We start from the raw sequence: 25736 nt of genomic DNA on the forward strand, positions 1-25736 counted from the left end.
CCTTCTACATGGGTGATTGAGTGATCCGCACTCTTCCTGTATCACGCCAAGTCGAGTGCGTATACGGTACCGCGACATCGCGGTTAATTACACCGTAACACGCACCTAAACGCATGAACCGGACATAAGATAACTCGCCGAAATATTACGTAAAACCAGTGCCTACAGGGCGCACAATAGGGCGGATGGATAAGACAAACATGCACAGCGCCGGCTGGAGGATACGGAAATGCTAGGGTAGAAAGATGCCTACGCAGAAGAACCCGCAGAACCGAGTAGAAGCAGCCCCGCCCGCCGAACCCAACGCTACTGAGTACAGCGCTACTGAGCACAGCGCCATCGACAGCGCGCACCGCGTCGTGAACGTGTGTGCTGTAGCAATCCGCAACCGGGACGGGCTCGTACTCACCGTGCGCAAACGGGGCAGTGACGGGTTCATGATGCCCGGCGGCAAACCCGAACCGGGAGAAACCCCGCTACAGACCGCCTGCCGCGAAGTGAACGAAGAAATCGGGCTCACCCCCGACCCCACCCGGATGCACCACCGCGGACTCCTGGAAGCGGCGGCACTGAACGAGGCAGGCTTTACGGTACGCGCCGAAACCTACGAATACGCACCCACCGACGAACAACACGAGCTATTGGCTTCTCTGGTGCCGCAGGCAGAAATCGCTGAGCTGCGCTGGGTCAACCCCGCCATGAGCAGCCCCTTCGATTCTGCATCGCAGGCACCGCTGAATACCGAGCAAATCTTCCCGCTGCTGGCACGAACCCCGCTACCGTAACCACCGCCCCTGACGCCACTCCTGAACCGGCTGGCGGCACACATGAGGTACACAGGTGCATCCGGTAACCTCAACACAGCAACATCTATCGGGTAGAACGCATAGAGGCGCTCCACCCCGGAACCCCCCCCCATACACCCCAAGGAGAACCATGAAGAAGACTGACTACAACCTCGCCGTCTACTGCGGTGCACGCTCCGGCAACGACCCGCTCTTCACCACCCGCGCCCAGGAACTCGGCACCCTCTGCGCCCAGAACAATATTGGCGTGGTGTACGGAGGCGGCCGCACCGGCCTCATGGGCACCGTCGCGGGCGCAACCCTGGACGCCGGCGGCGTGGTCTACGGCGTGGTCACCCACAAGCTGGTCGGCTTGGAAGGCGTGTACCCCGGCCAGACCACCCTCGACATTGTGGACACCATGCACCAGCGCAAAATTGCCATGATCGACAAGGCTGACGCGTTCGTCGCCATGCCCGGCGGCCCCGGCACCCTCGAAGAGTTCTTTGAAGTTTTCAGCTGGCAGTTCCTCGATATTCACTCCAAGCCGGTCGCCCTGCTGAACGTCAACGGCTACTGGGACAAGCTCATCGACGCAATGCACTACATGGCGTCCACCGGCCTGCTCAACGAACGCTACCTGGACGAGCTCATCATCGCCACCACTCCCGAAGAGCTGCTGGATGCGCTTGCCAAGGACCTGGAGCGCCGCGCTGCCGAAAAGAACGCTGCTGAATAAAACCAACGCAGAAAGCTAGATTGACTATGGCAACCACCCCCAACCAGGCACGCACCCTGCTGCTGACCTTCTTTGGCCCGTTCCCCGGCGTGCCCGTGAACCCCACCGTAGCGCTCGCTGAGGGTGCTCAGCGTCTGCTGGCCCGGATGCGCCCGGATTTGAACGTCATCACTCGGGAGCTGCCCGTCAGCTACGACGGATCCAGCACCGCCCTGCGCACCGCACTGCAGGATGTGCGGCCCGATGCGCTCATCAGCCTGGGCGTGGCGGTCGGCCGCGACGTGGTCAGCCTCGAACAGGTAGCTATCAACCTGGACTCCGCCGGTATTGAAGATAATGACGGCGACCAGCGCTGCGATGAGCCGATTGCCCCTGGCGGTCAGGAGGCGTACTTCTCCTCCCTGCCGGTGCGCGCCAGCTTTGAGCGTCTGCGTGCGGCGGGGGAGCCGGTCGAGATTTCGTACACCGCCGGAACCTATGTCTGCAACCACGTGTTCTACGAGGGCCAGCGCATCAGCCGTGAACTGGGTTTGAGCATCCCCGCCGGATTCGTGCACGTGCCCGCAACCCATGCTGACGGTGAAGAGACCACCGAAGACACCGGCATGACCGCCCACCGTGACGCCGGTGGCGTGGTGCGTGACGAGCAGGGCATCCCGCAGCTGCCCGAATCCACCGTGGTGCGCATTATTGCGGAGGTTGCCTCCGACACCCTGCCCGCCGTGAACTAGCAGCACGGTATAGAGCTAAAACCCGTATAACAAAACCGCCGGATAGCCTCCCTAACTGGGAGCCTATCCGGCGGTTTGTGCATCTGCGCTGACCCTACACAGCCGGGCTACAAAACCGGCACATGCAGGCTCGAGCTACTACTTGGTGCGGTTCTTCAGGTAGTAGTCAATCAGCGAGGCGGTCGAAGAATCCTGGCGTTCCAGAACCTCGCGGTCACCCTCAATAGCGGGAACCAGGTCCAGCGCCAGCTTCTTACCGAGCTCAACGCCCCACTGGTCGAAGGAGTCAATGCCCCAAACAACACCCTGAACGAAGGTGATGTGCTCGTACAGGGCAATCAGGGAGCCCAGAACGCGCGGGGTCAGGCGCGGCGCCATGATGGAGGTGGAGGGGCGGTTACCGCTGAAGATACGTGCGTTGACCACGTGCTCTGCGGTGCCCTCTGCACGAACCTCTTCCTCGGTCTTGCCGAATGCCAGAGCCTGAGACTGTGCGAAGAAGTTAGCCAGGAACAGCTCGTGAACGTCCTGCTCGCCGTCCTTGGTCGGGTGGACCGGGTTAGCGAAGGCAAGGAAGTCCGCGGGAATCAGGCGGGTGCCCTGGTGGATCAGCTGGTAGAAAGCGTGCTGGCCGTTGGTGCCGGGCTCGCCCCAGAACACTTCACCGGTTGCGTAGTTGACGAAGGAGCCGTCTGCGCGAACGGACTTGCCGTTGGACTCCATGGTCAGCTGCTGCAGGTATGCGGGGAAGCGGTGCAGGTACTGGTCGTAGGGCAGAACCGCGTGGGTCTCAGCACCGAGGAAGTTCACGTTCCAAATGTTCAGCAGACCCATGAGAACGGGTACGTTCTGAGTCAGGGGAGCGGTGCGGAAGTGCTCATCCATTGCGTGGAAGCCGGCGAGGAAGTCAGCGAAAACCTTCGGGCCGAAAACGATAGCCAGGGAGGTGCCGATCGCGGAGTCTACAGAGTAGCGGCCGCCAACCCAGTCCCAGAAGCCGAAAGCGTTCTCGGGGTCAATGCCGAATGCTGCGACCTTATCCAGTGCGGTGGAGACAGCCACGAAGTGCTTAGCCACAGCCTCGGATGCTTCCTTACCTTCCAGAGCGCCAGCCTCAGCCAGTGCGGACAGCAGCCACTCGCGTGCCACGCGCGCGTTGGTGAGGGTTTCGAGGGTACCGAAAGTCTTGGACGCGACGATGAACAGGGTGGTCTCGGGGTCCAGGCCGGAGACCTTCTCAGCCACGTCGGTCGGGTCAATGTTGGAGATGAAGCGTGCGGTGATGCCTGCGTCTGCGTAGGGCTTGAGAGCCTCGTACACCATGACCGGGCCCAGGTCGGAGCCACCGATACCGATGTTCACAACGGTCTCGATGCGCTTGCCGGTGATGCCGGTCCACTCGCCGTTGCGCACGCGCTCAGCGAATGCGTAGATCTTCTTCAGCACGGCGTGAACGTCTGCGTCTACGTCCTGGCCGTCAACGGTCAGTGCGGGGGTGTAACCCTCGGGGCGGCGCAGTGCGGTGTGCAGCACGGCGCGGTCCTCGGTGACGTTAATGTGCTCACCGGAGAACATTGCCTCGCGGGCCTGCTCCAGCTTGACCTCTTCGGCGAGCTTGACCAGCAGCTCGACGGTTTCGGGGGTAATCAGGTTCTTGGACAGGTCGACGTGCAGTTCGTCGGCGGTGAAGCTGAGCTTCTGCGCGCGTTCCGGGTCAGCGGCAAACCATTCGCGCAGGTTCGGAGTGAGGGACTTGTGGTGAGCGGACAGAGCAGACCACGCGGAGGTGGTCGTAGGGTCAATAGAAGTAGTCATGTTTCCATTCTCTTATTTTCGGGTGTCTATGTCACCTCTTTCGGGGGTGATATGGGACGATACGGCGAAAAAATCGAAACCTGGCACGCTGTTGTGGGCCTTGCAACATCAAGATGTAGAGTAAAACCTATGACTTCTTCACCTGAACACACACCCGCTGACACTCACACACCCGCTGACACTCACGCACCGCGCTACCTGCTCATCTCCCGCGAAGGGGAAACCCTCCTCAACGATGACGGAACCCTGCACTACCTGACCGGTATCGGTACTGCCGAGCCGCTGACCGAAGATGCTATCCTTGCGCGCAGCGTGATTCGCCCCGCCGCCTACGGTGCTGACACCCAGAAGAATAGTGAGGCAGAGGTGCACGTGCTCTACTGCGAGGATGAAACCCTCGCGCAGGTCGCCGCCGACCTGAACGACCCTCGGGTGCACGCCTCCACGAGCGGTTTCCGCTACTACCCGGTCCACGAGGACCCGGAAGGCCGCGCCCACTACGCCACCGCCCTGGCACGCCGCGACTACCTCATCGATATGCGCTACTCCGCATACAGTGGCGAGGAGGCGCCCCTCGGCTCCAAGGGCATCCGCCGCACCGCCTCCGGTGAGATGGTGTTCCCCCGCATCGAACCCGCCGTGATGGCGCTGGTGACCAGCCGCGACGGCGAGCGCGTACTGCTGGCGAATAACCGCCAGTGGCACCCCAACCGCTTCGCCCTCATTGCCGGTTTCGTTGACCCTGGCGAGAACCTCGAAGAGGCAATCGCTCGCGAAGTCTACGAGGAGACCGGCCTGCACACCCTGAGCACCGAGTACCGCATGAGTGATGTGTGGCCTTTCCCGCGCTCGCTCATGATTTGCTACCGGGCGCGCGTGGATGAGAACGAACCCATCATCCATCACGACGGTGAGATTCGTGCCGCCCGCTGGTTCACCGCCCCCGAGTTGCGTGAGGCGATTGCTATTTCGGAAGAGCGCGGCAACAGCGACGAGGATGACCCCGCCAAGCTGGAGCTGCCCGGCACGAACGCTGTCGCCCGCCGCATGATTGATGAGTGGCTCGCAGAAAAGCCCTAGTGATACACTGGTAGCTAAGCCCAACGGAGGGGGGTCGTTTTTGGCGTGCCCGGAAACGCTCTCATTGCAGAGCGGCTTCACCGGCAAACACTTCAACCGGCAAACACCCCCAGATACCTATCTGAAGGTACTGCCCCGTGACCCCCGCGCCTTCTAGAGCGCACCCGCTGGCAAGACTATCCCCTAGATTTAAGCGAGAAACTTAACGCATGTCTGAAAACACCGCTTCGCGCCCCGACCTTCGCAATGTGGCCATCGTGGCACACGTTGACCACGGCAAGACCACCATCGTCGACGCGATGCTGCAGCAGACCCACGCCTTCTCTGCCCACGCAGATGTTGAAGACCGAGTCATGGACTCCGGCGACCTCGAAAAGGAAAAGGGCATCACCATTCTGGCGAAGAACACCACCGTGTTCTACAACGGCCCTTCCGCCAACGGTGAGACCATCACCATTAACGTTATTGACACCCCCGGCCACGCCGACTTCGGTGGCGAGGTGGAGCGCGGCCTGTCCATGGTTGACGGCGTTGTGCTGCTCGTGGACGCATCCGAAGGTCCGCTGCCCCAGACCCGCTTCGTGCTGCGTAAGGCACTGGCTGCTAAGCTGCCCGTGATCCTCGTGGTGAACAAGGTTGACCGCCCCGACTCCCGTATCGACGAGGTTGTTGGCGAGTCCATGGACCTGTTGCTCGGCCTGGCATCCGACCTGGCGGACGAGGTTCCGGACCTGGATCTGGACGCTGTGCTGAACGTTCCGGTGGTGTACGCATCCGGTAAGGCTGGCGCTGCATCCCTGAACCAGCCCGCAGACGGCCAGCTGCCCGACAACGGCGACCTGGAGCCGCTGTTCAAGACCATCATCGAGCACGTACCCGCCCCCACCTACAACCCGGACGAGGTTCTGCAGGCACACGTGACCAACCTGGACTCCTCCCCGTTCCTGGGTCGTCTGGCACTGGTCCGTATCTTCAACGGCACCCTGAAGAAGGGCCAGACCGTTGCGTGGGCACGTCACGACGGTGAAATCAAGAACGTCCGCATCTCCGAGCTGCTGGCTACCAAGGCTCTTGAGCGTGTTCCCGCAGAGTCCGCTGGCCCCGGCGAAATCGTCGCAGTGGCAGGTATCGAGGACATCACCATTGGTGAAACCCTCACCGACGCTGAGAACCCCAAGCCCCTGCCGCTGATCAAGGTGGACGATCCCGCGATCTCCATGACCATCGGTATTAACACCTCCCCGCTGGCTGGCCGCGTCAAGGGCGCAAAGGTCACCGCACGTCAGGTGAAGGACCGCCTGGACCGCGAGCTGATCGGTAACGTGTCCATCAAGGTTCTGCCCACCCAGCGTCCGGACGCGTGGGAAGTTCAGGGTCGTGGCGAGCTCGCCCTGGCTATCCTCGTGGAGCAGATGCGCCGCGAAGGCTTCGAGCTGACCGTGGGTAAGCCCCAGGTGGTTACCAAGACCATCGACGGCAAGGTCTACGAGCCCATGGAGCACATGATTATTGACGTGCCCGAGGAGCACCTGGGTGCTGTCACCCAGCTGATGGCTGCACGTAAGGGTCGTATGGAGAACATGTCGAACCACGGTACCGGTTGGGTCCGTATGGAGTTCGCTGTTCCCGCACGTGGTCTGATTGGTTTCCGTACTCAGTTCCTGACTGAGACCCGCGGTGCCGGTATTTCTTCCTCCTACTCGATTGAGCACGAGCCTTGGGCTGGCGAGATTGAGTACCGCACCAACGGTTCGCTGATTGCTGACCGTGCCGGCGTGGTGACCCCCTACGCGATGATTAACCTGCAGGAGCGTGGCACCTTCTTCGTGGAGCCCACCTCTGAGGTGTACGAGGGCATGATCGTTGGTATGAACTCCCGTGCAGACGACATGGAAGTTAACATCACCAAGGAAAAGAAGCTGACCAACATGCGTTCTTCGACTGCGGACAACTTCGAAAACCTGACCCCGCCGAAGAAGCTGACCCTCGAGGAATCCCTCGAATTCGCCCGCGAGGACGAGTGCGTTGAGGTGACCCCCGAGGCGATTCGTATCCGTAAGGTCATCCTGGACTCCAACGAGCGTGTCCGCGAGTTCCGCCGCCGCGCCCGCGCGAACTAGTACAGCGCGAACTGATAGCGCGTTAGCGACTCACCTGCTGTAGCGGGTGCTGTCGTTGCGTAAGAGCCGCCGCTACCTTCTGAAGAGGAGGTAGCGGCGGCTCTGTTTAATCCTCAGGCACGTTCGGGAAGTACCGAAGGGGTAGGGCGGAGAGAAGAACAAGGAGAGCGGAGCGCTTTTGCTTTCTGCCTAAAACTGCTTTCGAAAAGCCTGAACACCCCGCGCTGTACATGCGAGTGTGTAAGATAAAATAATGCGCCTGCACGGTGGCGGCACCCGTCCGCTACTCAACGTCTGCTGATTAACGATGTAAATTGCTGGCGCGCTTTGACCGTCCAAGAAACCCAACCCTGCGTATGAGAGGGAAAGCCTGTGTCTGAAACCGAGAACACTCATCCTGATTCTGCGACCCCCAGCTACCCCACGCAGGGTGAGCGTATCACTCCCGGTTCCCGCCGTGACCTGCTACCGAATAACTACGATGCGAAGAAGGCGCGCATCCTGTTCGTGCATGCACACCCGGACGACGAAACCTCCTCGACCGGCGCAACCATGGCGTACTATGCGCAGAAGGGCGCGGAGGTGTACCTGCTGACCGCTACCCGCGGTGAGTTGGGTGAGGTCATCCCCGAGGAGCTACACCACCTGGAGGTCGGTAAGCCCGGCTGCCGTGATAATGGTGAGGCGCTGGGTGAGTATCGCACCGGTGAGCTTGCCGGCGCTATTAAGGCACTCGGCGTGAAGAAGCAATTCTTCCTGGGTCAGGAACCCGCTGTCGCGGAGGGCGCGCTGCCGCTGTACCGTGACTCCGGCATGGCGTGGGGCCCGGAGGGTAAGCCCGTCGCTAACCCGGTGGCGGCGGAGGATTCGTTGACCGCGCAGCCTCTGGAACCGCAGGCTCAGGCTCTGGTTGCCGCTATCCGCGCCCTCGACCCGGATGTTCTTGTCACCTACGATTCGGACGGCGGTTACGGCCACCCCGACCACGTGCGCGTGTACGAGATTGTGCACCGCGCCCTGCAGATTCTTGAAGATGACGAGGACCGCCCGATTCTCACCTGGGGTATTGAGGGCGAGTTCGATACGGCTGATCAGCGCGTGCAGGCGGCAATCTACGGTGACGGCACCGCCAAGCGCAAGGCGATGGAGGCGCACCGCACCCAGATCACGGTGGTGGACGAGAAGACTTTTGAGTATTCGAATAAGGTGCCGCAGAAGATTTCTGCCGTGGAGACTTTCCGTGTGCTCGACGGTGACCCGACGGCGACCGTGCACCCGAAGCCGCAGGAGGCTGGTCTGGTGGCGGGCGTTCTGACCGGCTCGATTCTGGGTATTTTTGCCGGTATCGCCGGCTCGATTTACCACGCCTGGGTCGTGTACGCGGGCGATACCGCCCTGCCCCTCGGCTTGCTGGTGGCGTACCTGACGGTGTTCTTTACCGCCCTGTGGTGCGCCCTGTCGCTGCGCCGCGGCTACGCGGCGGCTGTCGTGGCTGTTGCCGTGTTCGTGACCGTGTACATGCTCGGTTATGGTCGCCCCGATTCGCCGTTCGTGCTGGTGAACCCGGGCCATTCGGCGATTGGCTTCTACGGCGCCCTGTGGTGGTTCGGCGCCCCGGTCGCGGCGATGCTGGGCATGCTCGTGTACACGCGCGCTCGTGTGAAGGACGCACAGTATTTCTCGCCGCGTGCGGCTCATCAGCGCGCTCGCGCTAAGAAGTAGCCTGATGGTTATCGCTAAGTCATAACGTGGGGGAGGGGCGTTCCTGTCTGCCGGGGCGCCCCTCCTGCTGTTTTGGGCGCGGCACAGTTGCTGTCTTCTGCACCCGCCGGACAGAGGTCCGGATAGCGGAAAATAGGGAAGAAAATTTATGCGTTATTCGGTGAATTTAGCGGGGTGGAAATAGTCGCGACTTCATCAAAAAATTCATGTGACGAAGATTTCATTTTTGGCTTAATCTATTTTTGAAAGCCAGCCGACTAGTCGTAATGCAAATAAATACCAGGTCAGCCTAGCCTAAAAAATACCCCCACAAACCCAATGACCCACTGTCTGATACACCACGAAAATACTGTTAAACACTCGGCGCGCGATAGACTATACACAGACTTCCCCGCCGGGTACCACCTACTCGGCGGTTTACTCTGTAGATTTTGCCCTGCAGCAGACGACCCGCAGAACGGCGGGCACGGGGCGAACAGCTTCTAGAAAGGCACACCAATGACCTACGTAATCGCGCTTCCCTGCGTGGATGTCAAAGACCGCGCATGCGTTGAAGAATGCCCCGTCGACTGCATCTACGAAGGCGAACGCACCCTGTACATCCACCCGGATGAGTGCGTGGACTGCGGCGCCTGCGAGCCCGTCTGCCCCGTAGAAGCAATCTACTACGAAGACGACGTCCCCGAAGAGTGGAGCGAATACGTCAGCGCCAACGCAGACTTCTTCGACGACCTGGGTTCCCCCGGCGGCGCAGCAAAGCTCGGCCCCACCGGCAAGGACGTGCCCTTCATCGCGGCGCTGCCCCCTCGTGGTGAGTAGTAGCTGCGGCGAGTAAACCCTGCGGCGAATAATAGCGACAACCGCATAGACTGACCGCACCCGCTAATGGGTGCCAAGAGCCTCCATCACAGCACCCGGTGCCCACGCACCGTCTAGGCGCTGGAATGGAGGCTCTTGCTGTAGGCACGCCAGCGCACGGACGCTAGACTAAAATGACGAAAACTATTCCCAAGCAACCAGGTGACACAATGACTTACGGCCTGAACCTGCCCGAATACCCCTGGGAGGCGCTCGCCCCCTACCGCGCAACCGCGGCCGCCCACCCGGACGGTCCGGTGGACCTGTCCATCGGCACCCCGGTCGACCCGACCCCGCAGAACATTCGTGAGGCGCTGGCTGCCGCCTCCGACGCACCCGGCTACCCGACCACCCACGGCACCCCCGCCCTGCGTGAGGCTATTGCTGAGTGGTTTGCGCGCCGCCGCGGTGTGACCGGTCTGAGCCCGGAGGCGATCATGCCCACGGTCGGTTCGAAGGAACTCGTGGCGTGGCTGCCGTTCCTGCTGGGTCTGGGCCCGGGCGATGTGGTCGTGTACCCGCGCGTTGCGTACCCCACCTACGATATGGGTGCCCGCTTCGCCCGCGCTGAGTCCGTGCCCGCCGATAGCCTGGATGAGCTGGACGCTGACACCCGCAGCCGTGTGAAGCTGATTTGGGTGAACTCCCCGGCGAACCCGAACGGCACGGTCCGTACCGTGGAGCAGCTGCGTGAGATTGTGTCGCAGGCGCGTGAAATCGGTGCCGTGGTGGCATCCGATGAGTGCTATGCGGAGCTCGGTTGGGGTGCCTGGGATGAGGCGCGCGGCGGTCAGGCGGTGCCGTCCATCCTGGATCCTCGCGTGTGCGATGGTGATTTTACCGGCCTGTTTGCCGTGTACTCGCTGTCGAAGCAGTCGAACCTTGCCGGTTACCGTGCCGCGTTCATTGCCGGTGCCCCCGAGCTGATGCCGAACCTGATTAATAGCCGCAAGCACGCCGGCATGATTGTGCCCGCCCCCGTGCAGGCTGCCATGATGGTGGCGCTGGCTGATGAGGCGCACGTGGCGGCGCAGAAGGACCTGTACCGTGCCCGCCGCGAGGTACTGCAGGAGGCGATTGCCGCCGCCGGTGGCCGCATTGAGAATTCTGAGGCTGGCCTGTACCTGTGGACCACTTTCGGTGAGTCCACCTGGGATTCGATTGGGCGCCTGGCGGAGCTGGGTATTATTGCTGGCCCCGGCGTGTTCTACGGCGAGGACGGCGAAGGCTACGTGCGTATCGCTCTGACCGCCTCCGATGAGGCGGTGGCGAAGGCTGCTGAGCGTCTGAAGGCATCTGCATCTAAGTAACGTTGCCGCTAAGTAGTCCCGACAGGCATGTAGCCCCGACGGGTCTAACTAGCCCGCATAGCAGAAAGCCCCCGCACCCTCCCGAAAGGGGAGTGCGGGGGCTTTGCCGTATCCGCTGATTGTCGTTGGCTGAGGAGCCAGAACGAGAAGGGCTACTTGCGGTCGCCGGGCAGAACGAACATCTGAACGGTCGGCGGGTTCGGGTTATCCAACGCATCCGGAATCAGGTTTCGGGTCACCTTCGCGGAGGTGCGCGACGCCAGCCTGTCCGTAATGCCGGTTGCTACAGCCGTCAGCACGAAGTTCACCGTCACGAAGAGTGCCGCCGCCAGAATCAGGGTCTGCAGCACGTTGCCGTCACCGGAACCGATACGGCGCGCCGAGGCCAGCAGCTCCGGGTAGGAGATGATGTAACCGAGTGCGGTGTCCTTCAGAATCACCACGAACTGGCTGAGCATCGAGGGCATCATCGCGGTGAACGCCTGCGGAAGCAGGATCCGAATCAGCGTCTGGGTCGGGGTCAGACCAATCGCAAGACCCGCCTCGCCCTGGCCGCGAGGAAGCTGCTTCACGCCCGAACGCAGCAGCTCAGCAATCACCGAACCGTTGTACAGGGTCAGACCAATGACCACGGCGATGAAGGGCAGCTGAGCAGGCGGAAGACCGCTGTACTTGCCCAAAAAGAGCCAGAAGAAGATCATCATGATCAGCACCGGCACGGCGCGGAAGAACTCCACCACCACGGTGCCGAACCAGCGGATAACGCGGTACTGGGAGAGTCGAGCAATACCGAAGACCACACCGAACGCAACCGAGGTAACCACCGAAACCGCTGCCGCAGACAGGGTCGAGGCAAGGCCCGGCAGGTAGTAGGAAGTCCAGGCGCGGGCGGTGAACAGGTCAGTCCACTTTTCTGCCTCCAGCTGACCCTTCTGACCCATCACGGTCAGCACATACACCGCAAATAGCGCGAAAAGGACTACCGCAGCAATGTTGAAGATGCGGATACGACGCTGCGCAATAGGACCCGGCTCGTCGAAAAGCACCGAAGAAGCGGCGCGGGTGTCATTACTGATAAAAGGGTTTTTCATCGCTTCACCGCCAGCTTACGGGATGACCAGGTGGTCAACGCACCAATGGGAACAACAATGATGACGAAGCCCATCGCAAACATGATGAAGATAGCGAGCACCATGTTCGCGTCGAACTCAATCATGGATTTCATCAGCCCGGAGGCCTCAGCCACCGACGCGACCGAGGCGACAGTGCTGTTCTTCGTCAACGCAATCAGGGTATTGCCGAGCGGGGTAATGGCACCGCGTAGAGCCTGAGGGAAAATCACTAGGCGGGCGGTGTCGAAGAAACCCAGACCGATAGCGCGCGCCGCCTCAGCCTGACCCTTCGGCACGGTGTTCACACCCGAACGGATCGCCTCGCAGATAAACGCCGAATGGTAAATCGACAGGGCAATGACCGCGTACACGAAGAAGTTCGTGTCGAAATCGTGCGAGAAGGAGAGCTGGAACTGCGTCCACACACCCAAAATGGCGAAAGTCATCATGATGGTGAGCGGAGTATTACGGACAGTATGCACATAGGCGGTGCCCACCCAGCGCAGGGACGGGACGGGACTGATGCGCATGAGCGCCAGCACAGTACCGAGAACGAACGAGCCAAGAGCCGCCCAGAAGGTCAGCTGAATATTGGTCATGAAGGCGCCAACCACATCGTACTTGGACAGGAGGGTGCCGAGTTGGTCAAAGAATGACATTCGTGAACCTCTCTAGAGGCCTAGGCGCAGGAGGTGCCCAGGTGCGGCGGGTTGGTTTCGGTGTTGTAGTGGTAGCCGGTGCCTTCGGTGTACTTGGTGATGAGCTTCTCCCAGGTACCGTCGGCAACCATCTCGTTGATGGCGTTGTTCACGGCTTCGCACTTGTCGGTGCCCTTGGGCAGACCCACGCCGTAGCGTTCGGTCGTGAAGGGGGAGCCGACCACTTTCAGCTTGCCCTTGTTCGCCTTGGTGGCTGCCAGACCGGCGAGGGTAATGTCGTCGGTGGTGACGGCGTCCACCACGCCGCCGTTGAGGGCGACCACGCAGTCGGAGTAGCTGTTCTGCTTGACCAGGTTCACGTTCTTGGCGAACTTGTCCTGCACCTTCTGGGCGCTGGTGGAGCCGGTGACGGAGCAGAGGTTCTTGCCGTTGAGGTCGTCCGGGCCGTGAATATCGGTGTTATCGGCACGCACGAGCAGGTCCTGACCAGCCGTGTAGTAGGGGCCGGCGAAGTCCACGGTCTTCTTGCGGCTTTCAGAGATGGAGTAGGTCGCAAAAATCATGTCTACCTGACCGGTGTTGAGCATGTTTTCGCGGTTAGCGGCGGGGGATTCGACGAACTCAATCTGCTCTTCGGAGTAGCCGAGCTTGCCGGCGACGTAGCGTGCCACCTCCACGTCGAAGCCGGTGTAGGTGTTGCCGTCCTGGTAACCGAGGCCGGGCTGGTCTACTTTGATGCCGATGCGGATCTTGTGGTCGCTGTCTGCGCTGGAGCATCCGGAGAGGACGCCGGTCAGAGCGAGGGATGCTGCTGCGGCGAGTGCCGCGAGCTTGCGTGAATATTTTTGCATGTTGGTCCCTCTGCTTTAGTGGTTGATGATCTTGGAGAGGAAGTCCTTGGCGCGCTCGCTCTTCGGGTTGGTGAAGAACTCGTCCGGGTGCGCCTCTTCGACGATCTCGCCGTCGGCAAGGAAGACGATGCGGTCTGCTGCCTTGCGGGCAAAACCCATTTCGTGGGTCACCACGATCATGGTCATGCCCTCCCTCGCGAGGGAGACCATGGTGTCGAGCACTTCGTTGACCATTTCGGGGTCGAGCGCGCTGGTGGGTTCGTCGAAGAGCATGACCTTAGGTCTCATGGCGAGTGCGCGGGCGATGGCGACGCGCTGCTGCTGACCGCCGGAAAGCTCTGCGGGCATCTTGTGCACTTGGGAATCCACGCCGACTTTCGCGAGCAGGTTCATGGCTTCTGCTTCTGCCTCTGACTTGGACATTTTGCGGATTCGACGGGGTCCAAGGGTTACGTTATCGAGAATGTTCTTGTGGGCGAAGAGGTTGTAGGACTGGAAGACCATGCCGACTTCGGCGCGAAGCTTGGCGAGGGCGCGGCCTTCTTCGGGTAGTTCCTGCCCGTCAATGGTGATGGATCCGCTGGTGATAGTTTCGAGACGGTTGATGGTTCGGCAGAGGGTGGATTTGCCGGAACCGGAGGGGCCGAGGAGGACGACGACCTCACCTTTTCCCACGGAAAGATTGATGTTCTTCAGAACGTGGTTGGTGCCGTAGTACTTGTTGACGTTGGCGATTTCGATGAGGTTTTTCTGCGCTTCGGGAGCTGCCTGTGCGGACATTTTGAACCCTTTCACGTGAGGTGCGTCTATGATGCGGGTTGTCTGTATGCTGAGCTTTCAGCTTACGCCTCAGGCGGTTTCCTGTCTGCAAAATATTCACTTTACTGGGTAAGCAATGTGAATTTTTAAGCATGAATGCATAGTTATAGTATTTTTGACGTAAAAATATAGGTAAAAAACACCCCATCTTCACAAAAGGCTCTGACTAGGGAATATATTCTTCCCTTTCTCTACGCACTCACGAGGTGTCAAACGCCTTTGGGGAGGTAGTCACGACTTGGTAAAAATTTCGAAAAAAGCGCAGAAAAGTGCCCGATAGGTGAGATAACACCTATCGGGCACTCTTCAGCACCCCCACAAGAGGGCTAAAACAGCTTAGGCTTCGTAACCGTTGGGGTTGTTCTTCTGCCAGTTCCAGTGGTCGCGAACCATGGTCTTAATGTCGCGGCTAGCGCTCCAACCCAGATCCGCCAGAGCAGAGGAAGGATCAGCGTAAGAGACCGCAACGTCACCGGGGCGACGATCCACAATCTTGTACGGCAGCTCCTTACCGCACGCCTCCTCGAACGCGTGCAGAACCTGCAGAACCGAGTAGCCGTTACCGGTACCCAGGTTCCAGGTGTGCAGGCCGCCGTGCTCAGCAATGTAGTTCAGCGCCTTCAGGTGGCCATCAGCCAGGTCAACCACGTGGATGTAGTCACGCACGCCGGTACCGTCAACGGTCGGGTAGTCGTTACCGAACACGTTCAGGTGATCGCGGCGACCCACAGCAACCTGCGCGATGAAGGGCACCAGGTTGTTCGGGATACCCGCCGGGTCCTCACCGATACGGCCGGACTCGTGCGCACCAACGGGGTTGAAGTAACGCAGCAGAGCAATGTTCCACTTGGGATCGGAAGCAGCCAGATCGACCAGCATGTCCTCAATGTGCTCCTTGGTGCGGCCGTAGCAGGACTGTGCGTCCATGTTCATCTTCTCGATCAGAGGCATGGACTCGGGCTCACCGTACACGGTAGCGGAGGAGGAGAACACGATGGAGTGGCAGTCAGCCTCGTCCATTGCGTACAGCAGGTTCAGGGTGCCAGCCACGTTGGTCTGGTAGTACCACAGCGGCTTCTCAGCGGACTCGCCCACAGCCTTCAGGCCCGCAAAGTGAATCACAGCGTCGGGGCGAACCTGCTTGAAGAGAGCCTTCATACCTTCGAGGTCGAGCAGGTCAACCTTGTGGAACTCGGGGGCGCGACCAGCGAGTTCAGCGACGCGCTTGAGGGACTCCTCGGAAGAGTTCGCGAGGTTATCCATGACGACGACGTCGTGGCCTGCCTTGAGCAGTTCAAGTACAGTGTGGGAGCCGATGTAGCCGGCGCCGCCGGTAACGAGTACCTTCATGATGTCCTTTCGGGCTTTATATATCCGGAAAAAGTGCTCCGGATGGGGGACAAAAGCTGTTGAGCTGTATCTAATGGTACAGCCGTGCATGCGGTGTAAGTACTGCGGAACACTGTGCGCTTGTGCACTCTGATGTGAGCACGTGGGAGGCGTTATTGAGGTGTGTCGACACTCGCCTTTGCCCAGCGCCTGAATCCGCGTATTAGCTGATTTCTGAGTCGACCTCTAATCCCACCAGAAATACCACTGGCGGCTCTGGTGAATAAACTCCGTCAGCTGCTCAAAATCCTCAAACACCTGGAACGGAAGATCGGAACAAAACGCGAACTGCTCGACCGCCAGATTCTTCGCCTCGACCGGGTCGGTGACGGGGCGTTCCACCAGAAACTCCAGGCAGTCAGCACCGTCAAGAGCCGCCGGGATGGCACCGTACTTTTCACGCCAATAGTGGGTGAACGCCAGCTGAGTTTCAGCGTCCGGGCAGTCATTCCAGCCGCCGAAGGGCAGGTACGCGGGAATATCGGCGGGGTCATCGGTCGGAATCTGCAGCAGGAGCATCTCGCCTTTCTCTTCTTCATCCAAAAGCTCGTAGCAGAGCAGGGCGGAAAGAGTCGGGGCGTCATCTTCGGGCTCCTCATCGGGCAGAAAATCGGAGCTCATAAACTCGTCGACAAGCTTGTTGAGGTTGAAGTCGTCCAGGTTGTCCTCGTGAGTCTCTTCGCCGTCGTCGGCAACCCGGCGCAGCTGCCGGGCAATGACTGCGCTGCCGTACTCTTCTGCGGAGGCGGCACCCCGGGCGGTACGGTAACGCTGCAGGACAGCACGAGTGTAGGCGCTCACCTGCTCGGGGGTCAGAGTCTCAACATCGTCAATGATGTCGTGCTCAAGGGACACCGCGATAACCATGCTTTCAAGCACCGTATCGTTCAAGTTCAGGCAGAAGGGGACGAACCCCTCCGCGCGCCCCAGCTTAGCCAGCTCATCGTAACGAGCCATGGCATCAGCGGCAGGAGTGCCCATTGGAATACGCTCGTGCGGGTAGGGGAAAAGGCGCGTAAAGTGCCGGTAGGTTTCGCTCATCGTCGACTCTGACTTAGTTGATTCAGGCATCTGAGTTCCTCTCTGAACTGTACAAGTGGTTAGTCATGGCGGGTACGCTGTACCCGGTACTACCAGCCTAGCGAAAGCCCGAGCCGTACGCCCTGAAAACGGTCATCGTAGCCGCCGCGGATTCGCGCCCAGCCTGTAAGAGCGGCGGACGAGGGAACACCGGGCGCAGAAAAGGGGCCGGGATGCTTCACACATCCCGACCCCAAAAGATTGCAAAAGGCAACCAGCGCTAGTCCAGGTGCAGACTAGTTCAGGTGCAGCGCCTCGTTCAGCTCCACGGTGTTCTTCGCACGCGGCAGAACCTCAATCGCGCCGCTGATCGAATTGCGGCGGAACAGCAGATTCGACACACCGGACAGCTCCGCAGCCTTCACCACGCGCGCCTCCTGACCGGGCAGCAAAACACTCACACGCGAACCGGCGGTCACGTACAGGCCCGCCTCAACCACGCAGTCATCACCCAGGGCAATACCGATACCGGACTCCGCACCCAGCAGAGAACGCTCACCAATAGACACACGCTGAGTGCCGCCACCGGAGAGGGTACCCATCGTGGAGGCGCCGCCACCAACATCCGAGCCGTCGCCCACCACAACGCCCTGAGAAATACGGCCCTCAACCATGGAGGTGCCCAGGGTACCGGCGTTGAAGTTCACGAAGCCCTCGTGCATCACAGTCGTGCCGGACGCCAGGTGCGCGCCCAGGCGCAGGCGGTCACCGTCACCAATGCGCACGCCGGCGGGAACTACGTAATCCACCAGGCGCGGGAACTTATCAATGTGGCTCACGCTCAGGTGACCTAGCTTGCGCAGACCAATCGCAAGCTTCTGGAACTCGGCGGCAAGCACCGGGCCGTGGTTGGTCCACGCAACGTTCGCCAGGGTGCCGAACAGGCCGTCCAGGTTCAGCTCGTTCGGGCGAACCAGGGTGTGGGAGAGCAGGTGCAGACGCAGGTACGCGTCGACCGCGTCTTCGGGTGCCTCATCCAGGTTGATGGATGCGGTACGCACCTCGGTGCGGGCATTGCGCGCCGGGTGCTCAGCGGCCAGGTCCTCCAGCTCGTCCGCGATGGACAGATCGGGGGTCTGGGTGAGGGAGGGGGCGGGGAACCATGCATCCAGGACGGTGCCGGCGTGCTCGCCGGAGACAACAACATTGACCAGTGCGACGCCGGAGGCGTAACGGGGAGTGTTTTCAGACATGCCTCCCATTATAGTTTTGGGGCTTGGCACACATTCAAGACCGTCTCATATGCTCGATATGGGCGTTGTGGGCGCGGGTGTGTGTACCGGGGAACCTGTAAGGTGGAAGGATGAGCGTTTCCCCGAATATTTCTGAGCGTCACCCTGTACCGCAGCCGCCCCTGAACTTGGACGTGTCCATGCCCGAGCTGACGCGTGCCCTGCTGGATTACGAGTCGGTTTCTGGTAATGAACGAACGATTGCCGACGCCGTGCACACGGCGCTGTCGTTCTGCCCGCACCTGCACCTGACCCGTGACGGGGACGCCATTATCGCCCGCACCGAATTCCCGCCGCTGCTCGGTGAGGAAGGGGAGCGTACCCGCATTATTCTTGCCGGTCACCTGGATACCGTGCCCCTGCCCACCGTTGAGGGTTCGCTGGGCACCGTGCCTTCCACGGTACGTGAAGAGGACGGCCACAGCGTGCTCTATGGCCGCGGCGCCACCGACATGAAGGGCGGCGTGGCGGTCCAGTTGAAGCTCGCCGCCGAACTGACCGCGCAGGACACCGACTACAACCTGACCTACATCTTCTACGACAACGAAGAGGTCGCCAGCGAACTCTCCGGCCTGGCGCGTCTGATCCGCAACCACGGCGAGCTCATCACTGACGCAGACTTCGGTGTGCTGCTTGAACCGACCAACGGCACCATTGAGGGCGGTTGCAACGGCACCATGCGTTTCTTTGTGCGCACCCGCGGCCTCGCCGCCCACTCGGGGCGTGCGTGGCGCGGCGAGAACGCAATTCACGCACTGGCACCGGCGTTGGCTGCGCTCGCCTCCTATGAGCCGAAGACTATCGCCGTGGAGGGCCTGGACTATCGTGAGGGTCTGAATGCGGTGCAGATTTCGGGTGGTGTTGCCGGTAACGTGATTCCCGATGCGGCGGCAATGCACGTGAATTACCGTTTTGCCCCGGATAAGACCCTGGATGAGGCTATCGCCCACGTGCGTGAGGTTTTCGCCGGATACGAGCTGGACTTTGTGGATCTTTCCCCGGCGGCTCGCCCCGGACTGGACACCCCGCTGGCGGCTTCCCTGATTGAGGCTGTGGGGCAGGAGCCTCAGCCAAAGTACGGTTGGACGGACGTAGCGCGCCTGAGCGAGATCGGTATTCCCGCGGTGAACTTCGGCCCCGGTGACGCTCTGCTGGCTCACACCGATAACGAGCACGTGAGCTTTAGCCAGCTGACCCGCTGCCACGCCGATTTGCGTGCCTGGCTGCTCAGCGACCGCGATGAGGACTAGCCGCGGCGCTAACTCTGTTGGTGCTGATTCTGCCGGTGCTGGCGCTACTATTTGAATTTAGGTGACCGTCAGGGGTTGACGGTCCTGCATGATATGAGATGGACATGAACTTTCTTCTGATTCTGCTTGCCCTGCTGATTTCGGGCGTTGCGGTGCTCTCCGTTGTGGCGCTCTCCGGTGAGCGTGCCGTGCCCGGTGCCGCGTTCTTCAGCGGCGTGGGCCGTGACGGTTTGGGCACCTTTGACCGTGTGGAGGATTTCGGCTTTATCGCTCCTCTCGTCGGTGCACCCGAAGATGACAAAGCACTCGAGAATGCACCCGCCGCGGAGGCTGCCGCTTCGGCTACAGAATCTGCTGATGCTAACGTTGCTGCCGCTGAGCCGGTTCGCCGCGGTGCGGTTCCGCTGGCTGATGATGCGGAGAGCACCTTGAGCGCGCATGACTTTGTGGAGAAGCGAAAGAACCCGCAGGCTGAGGGGAACTAACGCCCGTGAGTGTTTCGCCTGAACGTAATAGTGATTCCCCCGCGTATTCTCCCGCGCAGGGTGCCGCCACCCCCGCCTCCGGCGAGGAACGGAGCGAGTCCTTTGATGAGCTTCTGACCTGGGCGTACACCGCCGCCGGTGAGCGCCTGCACCGGGTGGGGGAGCGTCTGCGTGCCCTGCCCACATGGCTGTCGGTACTGCTGATTTACGGTCTGTCCCGAGTGTGGGGCTTCATCGTGTTTGCCGTGGTCGGTCAGCAGCAGCTGCGCAGCCCGTGGGGTCAGCATCTGGATTATTTGTCGTTCATTAGCATCTGGGATGCTGGCTGGTATGAGCAGATTGCGGTACAGGGCTACCCGAGTGAGCTGCCGGTGAATGCGGCGGGTGTGGTTCAGCAGAATCAGTGGGCTTTTTACCCGATTTTCCCGCAGCTTTCCGGTGCTATTAGTCGTGCGACGGGCATCGGGTACTACCCGGTGGCGGCGACGGTTGCTCTGATCGCCGGTTTCGCGGCGGCGTGGGTGATTTACCTGCTGTTTGAGGCGTCGTTGAAGGCAACCGGGTTCACAAGTGAGGAGTCGCCTTCTGCCCTGTCCATGTGGGCTGTGGCGTTGGTGTCGTTCTTGCCGGTGGCGCCGGTGCTTCAGGTTCCGTACGCGGAGTCGCTGAACCTGGTGTTCCTTGCCGGTGCGCTGCTGTGCCTGGTTCAGGGACGCTACGGCCTGCTGGTTCCTGTGGGGGCGTTGGCGTGCCTGTCCCGCCCGGTGGGTGTGCCCCTGGGCGCGGCTGCCGGCCTGTGGTGGTTTGCGTGCTGGGTGCGTTCGAGCCGCCAGTCGGGTATGGGCACGGCGTTTGTGCGCCATCTGGGGCAGCTGGTCAGCGCCTTGGTGGTGTGTGCGTGTGCGCTGGTGTGGCCTGCGATTGCGTGGTGGGCTACGGGCCGTGTGGATGCGTACACTGCCACGGAGACGGCGTGGCGCGGTACCCATTTGGCGCCGATTCAGCCGTGGCTTTCGCAGGGGTACCTGTACTTTGGGTATGCGGCTCCGGTGCTGCTGACTCTGCTGATTTTGGGCTTTATTGCTCTGTGTTTGAGCCCTCTGGCGCGTAGGGTTTTGGCGGCTCCGTTGAACCTGTGGTGCCTGAGCTATTTTGCGTATTTGATTCTGTTTTTGAATCCGCAGTCGTCGACGTTCCGTCTGTTGTTGCCGTTGTTTCCGCTGGTGATTGTGGTGGCGGCGGCGAGCCGTTCGCGGGCGTATCGTTGGGCGTTGTTGGTGGCGGGTGCGTGTGCGCAGTGGGGCTGGGTTGGCTGGCTGTGGCATTGGAAGCAGCTCCCCGGCGGTGGAGATTACCCGCCGTAAACCGAATATCGTGACTGGAGACCGCCGGTGTGCTGCCGGCAGTCTTTTGCGTTCGGGAGGCGGGCGGGCCTGCGGTTGGAGCCGCAGCGTTTTAACCCGGCGGTGGAGACTACCCACCGTAAACCGAATATCGTGACTGGAGACCGCCGGTATGCTGCCGGCAGTCTTTTGCGTTCTTAGCCGTGGGCGCAATGCCCCTCTGCGGTGCGGTAGCGTACGCCTTCTGCTTGTCCAGAGCTTAAAGACACGTCCAGAAAGCGCCGCGGGTTCGGCGGTGCTGGCTCGGAACTGATAATCTATATTCTGTGTTTGGTATTAGTGGCACCGAGTTGATTATTTTGGCCATCATCACGTTTGTGGTGATTGGCCCCGAACGCATGCCCGAATACGCCCGACAGATCCGTGAATTCGTCAAGACCGTGCGCCGCATGGCGTTCGACGCGAAGGACGACTTCAAGGAAGCCCTGGGCGAGACGGGTCTGGAAGATATTAACTGGCGCCAGTACGACCCCCGCCAGTACGATCCGCGCGTGATTGTGAAGCAGGCGTTCGCTGAGGATGACGCCGAGCGTGAGCGTGAGGCGAAGGAACGTGAAGAGGCGCTGCTGAAGGAGAAGGAAAAGTCGGAGAGCCGTGCTCTTCCGCGAGGCGCATACGCCCCCTTCGACGTGGACGCAACCTAAGATTTTGAATAGATAAGAACCCCGCACCGTGATGGTGCGGGGTTCTTTCTGTTCTCAGCTTTTGCCGTCAGCTTCTAGACGGCTAGATCTCTAAACAAAGAGCGGCAGGCTCTGACCCGCCCGCGACTCGCCCGACTGCAACAGCTGCGAGGCGATGGACTGAATCTCTTCGGCGGTGGGGGAGTTCGGGTGGCTCCAGACCACCGGGGTGCCCTCGTCGCCGCCGGTACGCAGGTTCACATCCAGCGGGACGGAACCGAGCAGCGGTACCGGGTAGGAGAGCGCCTCCGAAAGACGCTCAGCGAGCACCTGACCGCCGCCAGAACCGAACATGTCGAGCACGGTACCGTCCGGCAGGGTCATGGCAGCCATGTTCTCCACCACGCCCACGACCTTCTGACCGGTCTGCAAGCTCAGGGTACCGGCACGCTCCGCCACATCCACCGCGGCGTGCTGCGGGGTGGAAATGAGCACCAGCTCCGCATTCGGCAGCAGCTGAGCCATGGAGATGGCAATATCGCCGGTGCCGGGCGGCAAATCGAGTAGCAACACATCCAGGGCGCCGAAGTGCACGTCCATGATGAACTGCTCCAGGGCACGGTGCAGCATGGGGCCGCGCCACGCCACCGGCTCGTTGCCCTTGAGGAACATGCCGATAGAAATCACTCGAATAAAGCCGCCGCTGACCTTCTGCTCACCCCAACGCTGGGCGGGGGCGGGAACGTCCACGGTCGGCGGAAGAATCAGGTCATCCAGGCGGGTCGGGGCGTCGGTAATACCCAGCAGACCCGGAATGGAGAAGCCGTGCACATCCGCGTCAATAATGCCCACCGCAAGCCCGCGCGAGGCGAACGCGGCGGCAAGATTCGCGGTCATGGAGGACTTACCCACACCACCCTTACCGGACACCACACCGAACACGCGGGTCAGCGAACCGGGCGCGGTAAACGGGTTAGAACGCTCCGGCTTGAGCATCGAACGCAGAGCGGAACGCTGCTGCGGGTTCATCGCACCCACCTGCAGCTGCACACGCTCAATACCCTCAACGGTGGCGGCGGCGTCACGAACCTGCTGCTCGATGGTGTTCTTCAGCGGGCAACCCTCAATCGTGAGCAACACCGTGACCTCAGCCCAGTGACGGCCGGGAATCGGCTCGCCCTGCTCATCCAGTTCCGGATGCACGAGCGCCGTCTCAACCATGCCCAGCTCCGTAATGGGGCGGCGCAGTTCGGGGTCTTCAACGCGGGCGAGCGCCGCGTAGAGGGCATCCTGCAGCGGGTTATCAGCGGTCACGGGCGCCTCCCTCACGGGTGCGCTCTGCCTGTTGCTGTGCCTGCTGGGATTCGCGGCTCTGAGGCTGGCTCAAATCGCCGTGACGGGAATCCTGGTCGGAGTCCTTCGCAGAGTCCTTTGCAGAGCGTTCAGCCTTGTCAGAAGCCTGCTCGGCACCGTTCTCAGCATCCTGCTTCTCGGAGCCCTGCTCCTCAGCGTCTTTTTCCTCGCCCTCGGAGATATCGATATCGTCGATAGCCTCCTCCAGGTCCTCAATGTCCTCACTGATGTCCTGCAGCTGCTCGGCGTGACGCTCCTGCTCCTGCGCAATGTTCTGCAGCTCCTCAAGAATGTCACGCAACTCGCTACGAACGAAGTCACGGGTCGCAACCTCACGCAGAGCAATACGCAGCGAAGCAATCTCGCGGGTCAGGTACTGAGTCTCCTCCAGGTTCTGCTGATCGCGCTTACGGTCCTCAGAAGCCACCACGCGGTCGCGGTCATCCTGACGGTTCTGCGCCAACAGCAGCAGAGGAGCAGCGTAAGAAGCCTGCAGGGACAGCATCAGGGTCAGCAGGGTGAAGTTCAGGCTACGCGGGTCGAACTGCATCTCCTCCGGCGCCAGGGAGTTCCACGCCAGCCACACGCCACAGAAAATGGTCATCCACATCAGGAACTGCGGGGTACCCATGTAGCGTGCAAAGCCCTCGGTCATGCGGCCGAAAGCGTCCGGGTTGGGGCTCGAAAACAGCTTCGGCTTGCGGGTGCCGGGGGTGCTCAGCTGCGAGTCGCTACGCTGCGGGCGGGAGTCGCCGCGCTCGCGGTTGCGTTCAGCGTACTTCTTCTCCAGGCGGTCCTTGAGGATGCGCGCCTTATCGATGCGGGGGTTCTCTTCGGTACGGTTTGCGTCGCGGCGGTTCGAATCAGGCAAAGCGTCGTCCTACCTTTCGTACAGGAGTTCCATCATCGTAAGTGCGCCAGTCTTCGGGCAGGAGCGCATCGAGCACGTCGTCGATGGTCACTGCGCCTACCAGGCGGTGCGATTCGTTCACAATGGGAACGATGGTCAGGTCATAGGTCGCCAGCACGCGTGCCAGCTCTTCCAAACTTGCCTGGTCAGAGACAGGCTCAGTGTCGGTATCGAGGATGTGACCAATCGGCTCGCTCGGCGGCACACGCAGCAGCTTCTGCATGTGCACCAGGCCCAGGTACTTGCCGGTCGGCGTTTCCAGGGGCGGGCGGGTCACCATGACGGCAGCCGCCATCGCCGGAGGGATCTCTTCGGCGCGGATGTGCGCAAGTGCCTCGGCGACGGTCGCCTCGGGGGAGAGGATAATCGGCACCGGGTTCATGAGCGAACCTGCGGTACCTTCGTCGTATTCGAGCAGTCGACGCACGTCGTCTGCTTCGTCGGGTTCCATGAGCTCGAGCAGCTTTTCACGCTGGGTGTCGTCCAGTTCGATGAGCAGGTCGGCGGCGTCGTCCGGTTCCATCTCTTCGAGGACCTGCGCGGCACGCTCGTCGTCCAGGTGCGACAGAATCTGCACCTGGTCCTCAGCGGGCAGCTCCTGCAGAACGTCCGCGAGGCGTTCATCCTGCAGTTCGGCTGCGATTTCGACCATGCGCTTATCGCTCATCTCGTGGATGGCATCCGCAAGGTCGGCGGGCTTGGAGTTCTCGTGGTTCGCCACGAACGCGGTTGCCGCCTGCGGTTCCACGTCGGTGGAGAGTACCGCCTCGTCCCAGTCGACGATGAGGGTCTCCTTGGAGCGGCGGCGCCACGTGCTGGAGGAGGAGCTGACGCGGGAAACGAACAGTTCGGTCACGCCCCAGTCGCCGTTGCGGCGCTGCTCAATGGCGACGTCCTCAATGACGGCGTCGCCGCTGCCGTCGAGCAGGCGCACGCGGCGGTCAAAGAGCTCACCCACGATGAGAGTCTCAGAGTTGCGCTGTTCAAAGCGGCGCAGGTTCACCAGGCCGGTTGAAATGATCTGTGAAGCGTCGATACTTCGCACACGGGTCATGGGCATGAACACGCGTTTCTTGCCGAGCACCTCAACGATGATGCCGACAACAATGGGTTCGCTGCCCTTGGCGGGGCGGGCGCCCGCAATGGATGCGCCCAGGCCGCGTTTGAGCACGACGACATCTCGGAGACGGCCGAGGCGGTCACCGAAAGGGTCAAAAACGTCGAGGCCCAGAAGGCGGGCAATGTAAATCTTGCTGGGGGTGCTGAACTTCGAATTGCTCACCTCTCTAGGGTACGCCCCGCCGCGGGGATTCGCACTTTGAGAAGCTTCATTGAACAGGTGTTCGCTACGCCTGTAGAGGAGCTGACTGCCCACCGGGTCCAGGGTTAGGGTGGGCGGTAGAATAGGAG

The 25736-nt window shown here is 61.2% G+C and carries 23 protein-coding genes; 12 read left to right on the plus strand and 11 right to left on the minus strand.

The window, feature by feature from the left end; all coding sequences use genetic code 11:
- Window positions 1-245 precede the first annotated feature (245 nt).
- The 3 genes from HMPREF2999_RS03575 to HMPREF2999_RS03585 all read left to right on the plus strand — a co-directional run bounded on the left by HMPREF2999_RS03575 (window position 246) and on the right by HMPREF2999_RS03585 (window position 2255).
- Window positions 246-785 (plus strand): NUDIX hydrolase, encoded by a 540-nt coding sequence (locus HMPREF2999_RS03575; RefSeq protein WP_210399531.1) that lies wholly within the window; start codon window positions 246-248, stop codon window positions 783-785.
- Window positions 786-936: 151 nt separating this feature from the next.
- A complete protein-coding gene (locus HMPREF2999_RS03580; protein WP_070675793.1) occupies window positions 937-1524 on the plus strand; it encodes an LOG family protein in 588 nt (195 codons plus the stop codon).
- A gap of 26 nt (window positions 1525-1550) precedes the next feature.
- Complete coding sequence (locus HMPREF2999_RS03585) at window positions 1551-2255, plus strand: pyroglutamyl-peptidase I (RefSeq protein ID WP_070675791.1); 705 nt, start codon at window positions 1551-1553, stop codon at window positions 2253-2255.
- Window positions 2256-2393: 138 nt separating this feature from the next.
- On the opposite strand, the gene pgi is transcribed toward HMPREF2999_RS03585, so the two are convergent.
- Window positions 2394-4070 carry a glucose-6-phosphate isomerase gene (gene pgi, locus HMPREF2999_RS03590; protein WP_070675789.1) on the minus strand — a complete coding sequence of 559 codons (1677 nt, stop codon included), beginning with the start codon at window positions 4068-4070 and terminating at the stop codon, window positions 2394-2396.
- 129 nt (window positions 4071-4199) lie between these two features.
- On the opposite strand from pgi, the gene nudC reads away from it, so the two are divergent.
- From nudC to dapC, 5 genes are all read left to right on the plus strand, one after another.
- Entirely contained in the window at window positions 4200-5150 is a 951-nt protein-coding gene (nudC, locus tag HMPREF2999_RS03595; RefSeq protein ID WP_246823066.1) for an NAD(+) diphosphatase, read from the plus strand.
- A 209-nt stretch (window positions 5151-5359) separates the two neighbouring features.
- The gene (gene typA / locus HMPREF2999_RS03600) at window positions 5360-7270 is read left to right on the plus strand and encodes a translational GTPase TypA (RefSeq protein ID WP_070675787.1); all 1911 of its coding nucleotides are present in this window, start codon (window positions 5360-5362) and stop codon (window positions 7268-7270) included.
- Window positions 7271-7642: 372 nt separating this feature from the next.
- The gene (locus tag HMPREF2999_RS03605; protein ID WP_070697713.1) at window positions 7643-8992 is read left to right on the plus strand and encodes a PIG-L family deacetylase; all 1350 of its coding nucleotides are present in this window, start codon (window positions 7643-7645) and stop codon (window positions 8990-8992) included.
- A gap of 498 nt (window positions 8993-9490) precedes the next feature.
- Entirely contained in the window at window positions 9491-9811 is a 321-nt protein-coding gene (gene fdxA, locus HMPREF2999_RS03610; protein WP_005505213.1) for a ferredoxin, read from the plus strand.
- Between the two features lie 209 nt (window positions 9812-10020).
- A complete protein-coding gene (dapC, locus tag HMPREF2999_RS03615; protein ID WP_070675783.1) occupies window positions 10021-11160 on the plus strand; it encodes a succinyldiaminopimelate transaminase in 1140 nt (379 codons plus the stop codon).
- A 152-nt stretch (window positions 11161-11312) separates the two neighbouring features.
- Here the strand turns inward: dapC and HMPREF2999_RS03620 are convergent, their stop codons facing one another.
- The 7 genes from HMPREF2999_RS03620 to dapD form a co-directional block, all read right to left on the minus strand.
- A complete protein-coding gene (locus HMPREF2999_RS03620) occupies window positions 11313-12251 on the minus strand; it encodes an amino acid ABC transporter permease (RefSeq protein WP_070675781.1) in 939 nt (312 codons plus the stop codon).
- Window positions 12248-12931: an amino acid ABC transporter permease gene (locus HMPREF2999_RS03625; RefSeq protein WP_049327621.1), complete on the minus strand. Its 684-nt coding sequence runs from the start codon at window positions 12929-12931 to the stop codon at window positions 12248-12250. Before HMPREF2999_RS03625 ends, HMPREF2999_RS03620 begins: the two co-directional genes overlap by 4 nt.
- A gap of 20 nt (window positions 12932-12951) precedes the next feature.
- Window positions 12952-13782 (minus strand): glutamate ABC transporter substrate-binding protein, encoded by an 831-nt coding sequence (locus tag HMPREF2999_RS03630; protein WP_005505221.1) that lies wholly within the window; start codon window positions 13780-13782, stop codon window positions 12952-12954.
- A gap of 15 nt (window positions 13783-13797) precedes the next feature.
- Window positions 13798-14562 (minus strand): amino acid ABC transporter ATP-binding protein, encoded by a 765-nt coding sequence (locus HMPREF2999_RS03635; protein ID WP_005505223.1) that lies wholly within the window; start codon window positions 14560-14562, stop codon window positions 13798-13800.
- Between the two features lie 375 nt (window positions 14563-14937).
- Complete coding sequence (gene galE, locus HMPREF2999_RS03640) at window positions 14938-15951, minus strand: UDP-glucose 4-epimerase GalE (RefSeq protein WP_049354216.1); 1014 nt, start codon at window positions 15949-15951, stop codon at window positions 14938-14940.
- Window positions 15952-16176: 225 nt separating this feature from the next.
- A complete protein-coding gene (locus HMPREF2999_RS03645; protein ID WP_070675779.1) occupies window positions 16177-17061 on the minus strand; it encodes a DUF4253 domain-containing protein in 885 nt (294 codons plus the stop codon).
- Between the two features lie 245 nt (window positions 17062-17306).
- Complete coding sequence (dapD, locus tag HMPREF2999_RS03650; RefSeq protein WP_070675777.1) at window positions 17307-18272, minus strand: 2,3,4,5-tetrahydropyridine-2,6-dicarboxylate N-succinyltransferase; 966 nt, start codon at window positions 18270-18272, stop codon at window positions 17307-17309.
- Window positions 18273-18373: 101 nt separating this feature from the next.
- On the opposite strand from dapD, the gene dapE reads away from it, so the two are divergent.
- From dapE to HMPREF2999_RS03670, 4 genes are all read left to right on the plus strand, one after another.
- Complete coding sequence (gene dapE / locus HMPREF2999_RS03655) at window positions 18374-19552, plus strand: succinyl-diaminopimelate desuccinylase (protein ID WP_070675775.1); 1179 nt, start codon at window positions 18374-18376, stop codon at window positions 19550-19552.
- 104 nt (window positions 19553-19656) lie between these two features.
- Entirely contained in the window at window positions 19657-20037 is a 381-nt protein-coding gene (locus HMPREF2999_RS03660; protein ID WP_070675968.1) for a taurine ABC transporter substrate-binding protein, read from the plus strand.
- A gap of 5 nt (window positions 20038-20042) precedes the next feature.
- Entirely contained in the window at window positions 20043-21401 is a 1359-nt protein-coding gene (locus tag HMPREF2999_RS03665) for a hypothetical protein (RefSeq protein WP_070675773.1), read from the plus strand.
- A 305-nt stretch (window positions 21402-21706) separates the two neighbouring features.
- Window positions 21707-22084: a twin-arginine translocase TatA/TatE family subunit gene (locus HMPREF2999_RS03670; protein ID WP_005505243.1), complete on the plus strand. Its 378-nt coding sequence runs from the start codon at window positions 21707-21709 to the stop codon at window positions 22082-22084.
- Window positions 22085-22174: 90 nt separating this feature from the next.
- Here the strand turns inward: HMPREF2999_RS03670 and HMPREF2999_RS03675 are convergent, their stop codons facing one another.
- From HMPREF2999_RS03675 to HMPREF2999_RS03685, 3 genes are read right to left on the minus strand one after another with little or no spacing between them, the layout of a single operon-like run.
- Window positions 22175-23377: a P-loop NTPase gene (locus HMPREF2999_RS03675; protein ID WP_070675771.1), complete on the minus strand. Its 1203-nt coding sequence runs from the start codon at window positions 23375-23377 to the stop codon at window positions 22175-22177.
- On the minus strand, window positions 23367-24287 hold the full coding sequence (locus tag HMPREF2999_RS03680) for a DUF1003 domain-containing protein (RefSeq protein WP_070675769.1): 921 nt from the start codon (window positions 24285-24287) through the stop codon (window positions 23367-23369). The genes HMPREF2999_RS03675 and HMPREF2999_RS03680 overlap by 11 nt, the downstream gene beginning before the upstream one ends.
- On the minus strand, window positions 24280-25608 hold the full coding sequence (locus HMPREF2999_RS03685) for a magnesium transporter MgtE N-terminal domain-containing protein (RefSeq protein WP_070675766.1): 1329 nt from the start codon (window positions 25606-25608) through the stop codon (window positions 24280-24282). The genes HMPREF2999_RS03680 and HMPREF2999_RS03685 overlap by 8 nt, the downstream gene beginning before the upstream one ends.
- Window positions 25609-25736: the final 128 nt, after the last annotated feature.

The sequence above is a fragment of the Rothia sp. HMSC066H02 genome, assembly GCF_001814995.1.
In the GTDB taxonomy this organism is placed as follows: Bacteria; Actinomycetota; Actinomycetes; order Actinomycetales; family Micrococcaceae; genus Rothia; species Rothia mucilaginosa.

Bases quoted from the DNA above. Each gene is read 5' to 3' on its own strand.
- pgi (WP_070675789.1), bottom strand. From the start codon at position 4,070: ATGACTACTTCTATTGACCCTACGACCACCTCCGCGTGGTCTGCTCTG.
- HMPREF2999_RS03575 (WP_210399531.1), top strand. From the start codon at position 246: ATGCCTACGCAGAAGAACCCGCAGAACCGAGTAGAAGCAGCCCCGCCC.
- dapC (WP_070675783.1), top strand. From the start codon at position 10,021: ATGACTTACGGCCTGAACCTGCCCGAATACCCCTGGGAGGCGCTCGCC.
- HMPREF2999_RS03660 (WP_070675968.1), top strand. From the start codon at position 19,657: ATGAACTTTCTTCTGATTCTGCTTGCCCTGCTGATTTCGGGCGTTGCG.
- HMPREF2999_RS03580 (WP_070675793.1), top strand. From the start codon at position 937: ATGAAGAAGACTGACTACAACCTCGCCGTCTACTGCGGTGCACGCTCC.
- HMPREF2999_RS03625 (WP_049327621.1), bottom strand. From the start codon at position 12,931: ATGTCATTCTTTGACCAACTCGGCACCCTCCTGTCCAAGTACGATGTG.
- HMPREF2999_RS03645 (WP_070675779.1), bottom strand. From the start codon at position 17,061: ATGCCTGAATCAACTAAGTCAGAGTCGACGATGAGCGAAACCTACCGG.
- nudC (WP_246823066.1), top strand. From the start codon at position 4,200: ATGACTTCTTCACCTGAACACACACCCGCTGACACTCACACACCCGCT.
- HMPREF2999_RS03620 (WP_070675781.1), bottom strand. From the start codon at position 12,251: ATGAAAAACCCTTTTATCAGTAATGACACCCGCGCCGCTTCTTCGGTG.
- galE (WP_049354216.1), bottom strand. From the start codon at position 15,951: ATGAAGGTACTCGTTACCGGCGGCGCCGGCTACATCGGCTCCCACACT.
- HMPREF2999_RS03630 (WP_005505221.1), bottom strand. From the start codon at position 13,782: ATGCAAAAATATTCACGCAAGCTCGCGGCACTCGCCGCAGCAGCATCC.
- typA (WP_070675787.1), top strand. From the start codon at position 5,360: ATGTCTGAAAACACCGCTTCGCGCCCCGACCTTCGCAATGTGGCCATC.
- dapD (WP_070675777.1), bottom strand. From the start codon at position 18,272: ATGGGAGGCATGTCTGAAAACACTCCCCGTTACGCCTCCGGCGTCGCA.
- dapE (WP_070675775.1), top strand. From the start codon at position 18,374: ATGAGCGTTTCCCCGAATATTTCTGAGCGTCACCCTGTACCGCAGCCG.
- HMPREF2999_RS03585 (WP_070675791.1), top strand. From the start codon at position 1,551: ATGGCAACCACCCCCAACCAGGCACGCACCCTGCTGCTGACCTTCTTT.
- fdxA (WP_005505213.1), top strand. From the start codon at position 9,491: ATGACCTACGTAATCGCGCTTCCCTGCGTGGATGTCAAAGACCGCGCA.
- HMPREF2999_RS03635 (WP_005505223.1), bottom strand. From the start codon at position 14,562: ATGTCCGCACAGGCAGCTCCCGAAGCGCAGAAAAACCTCATCGAAATC.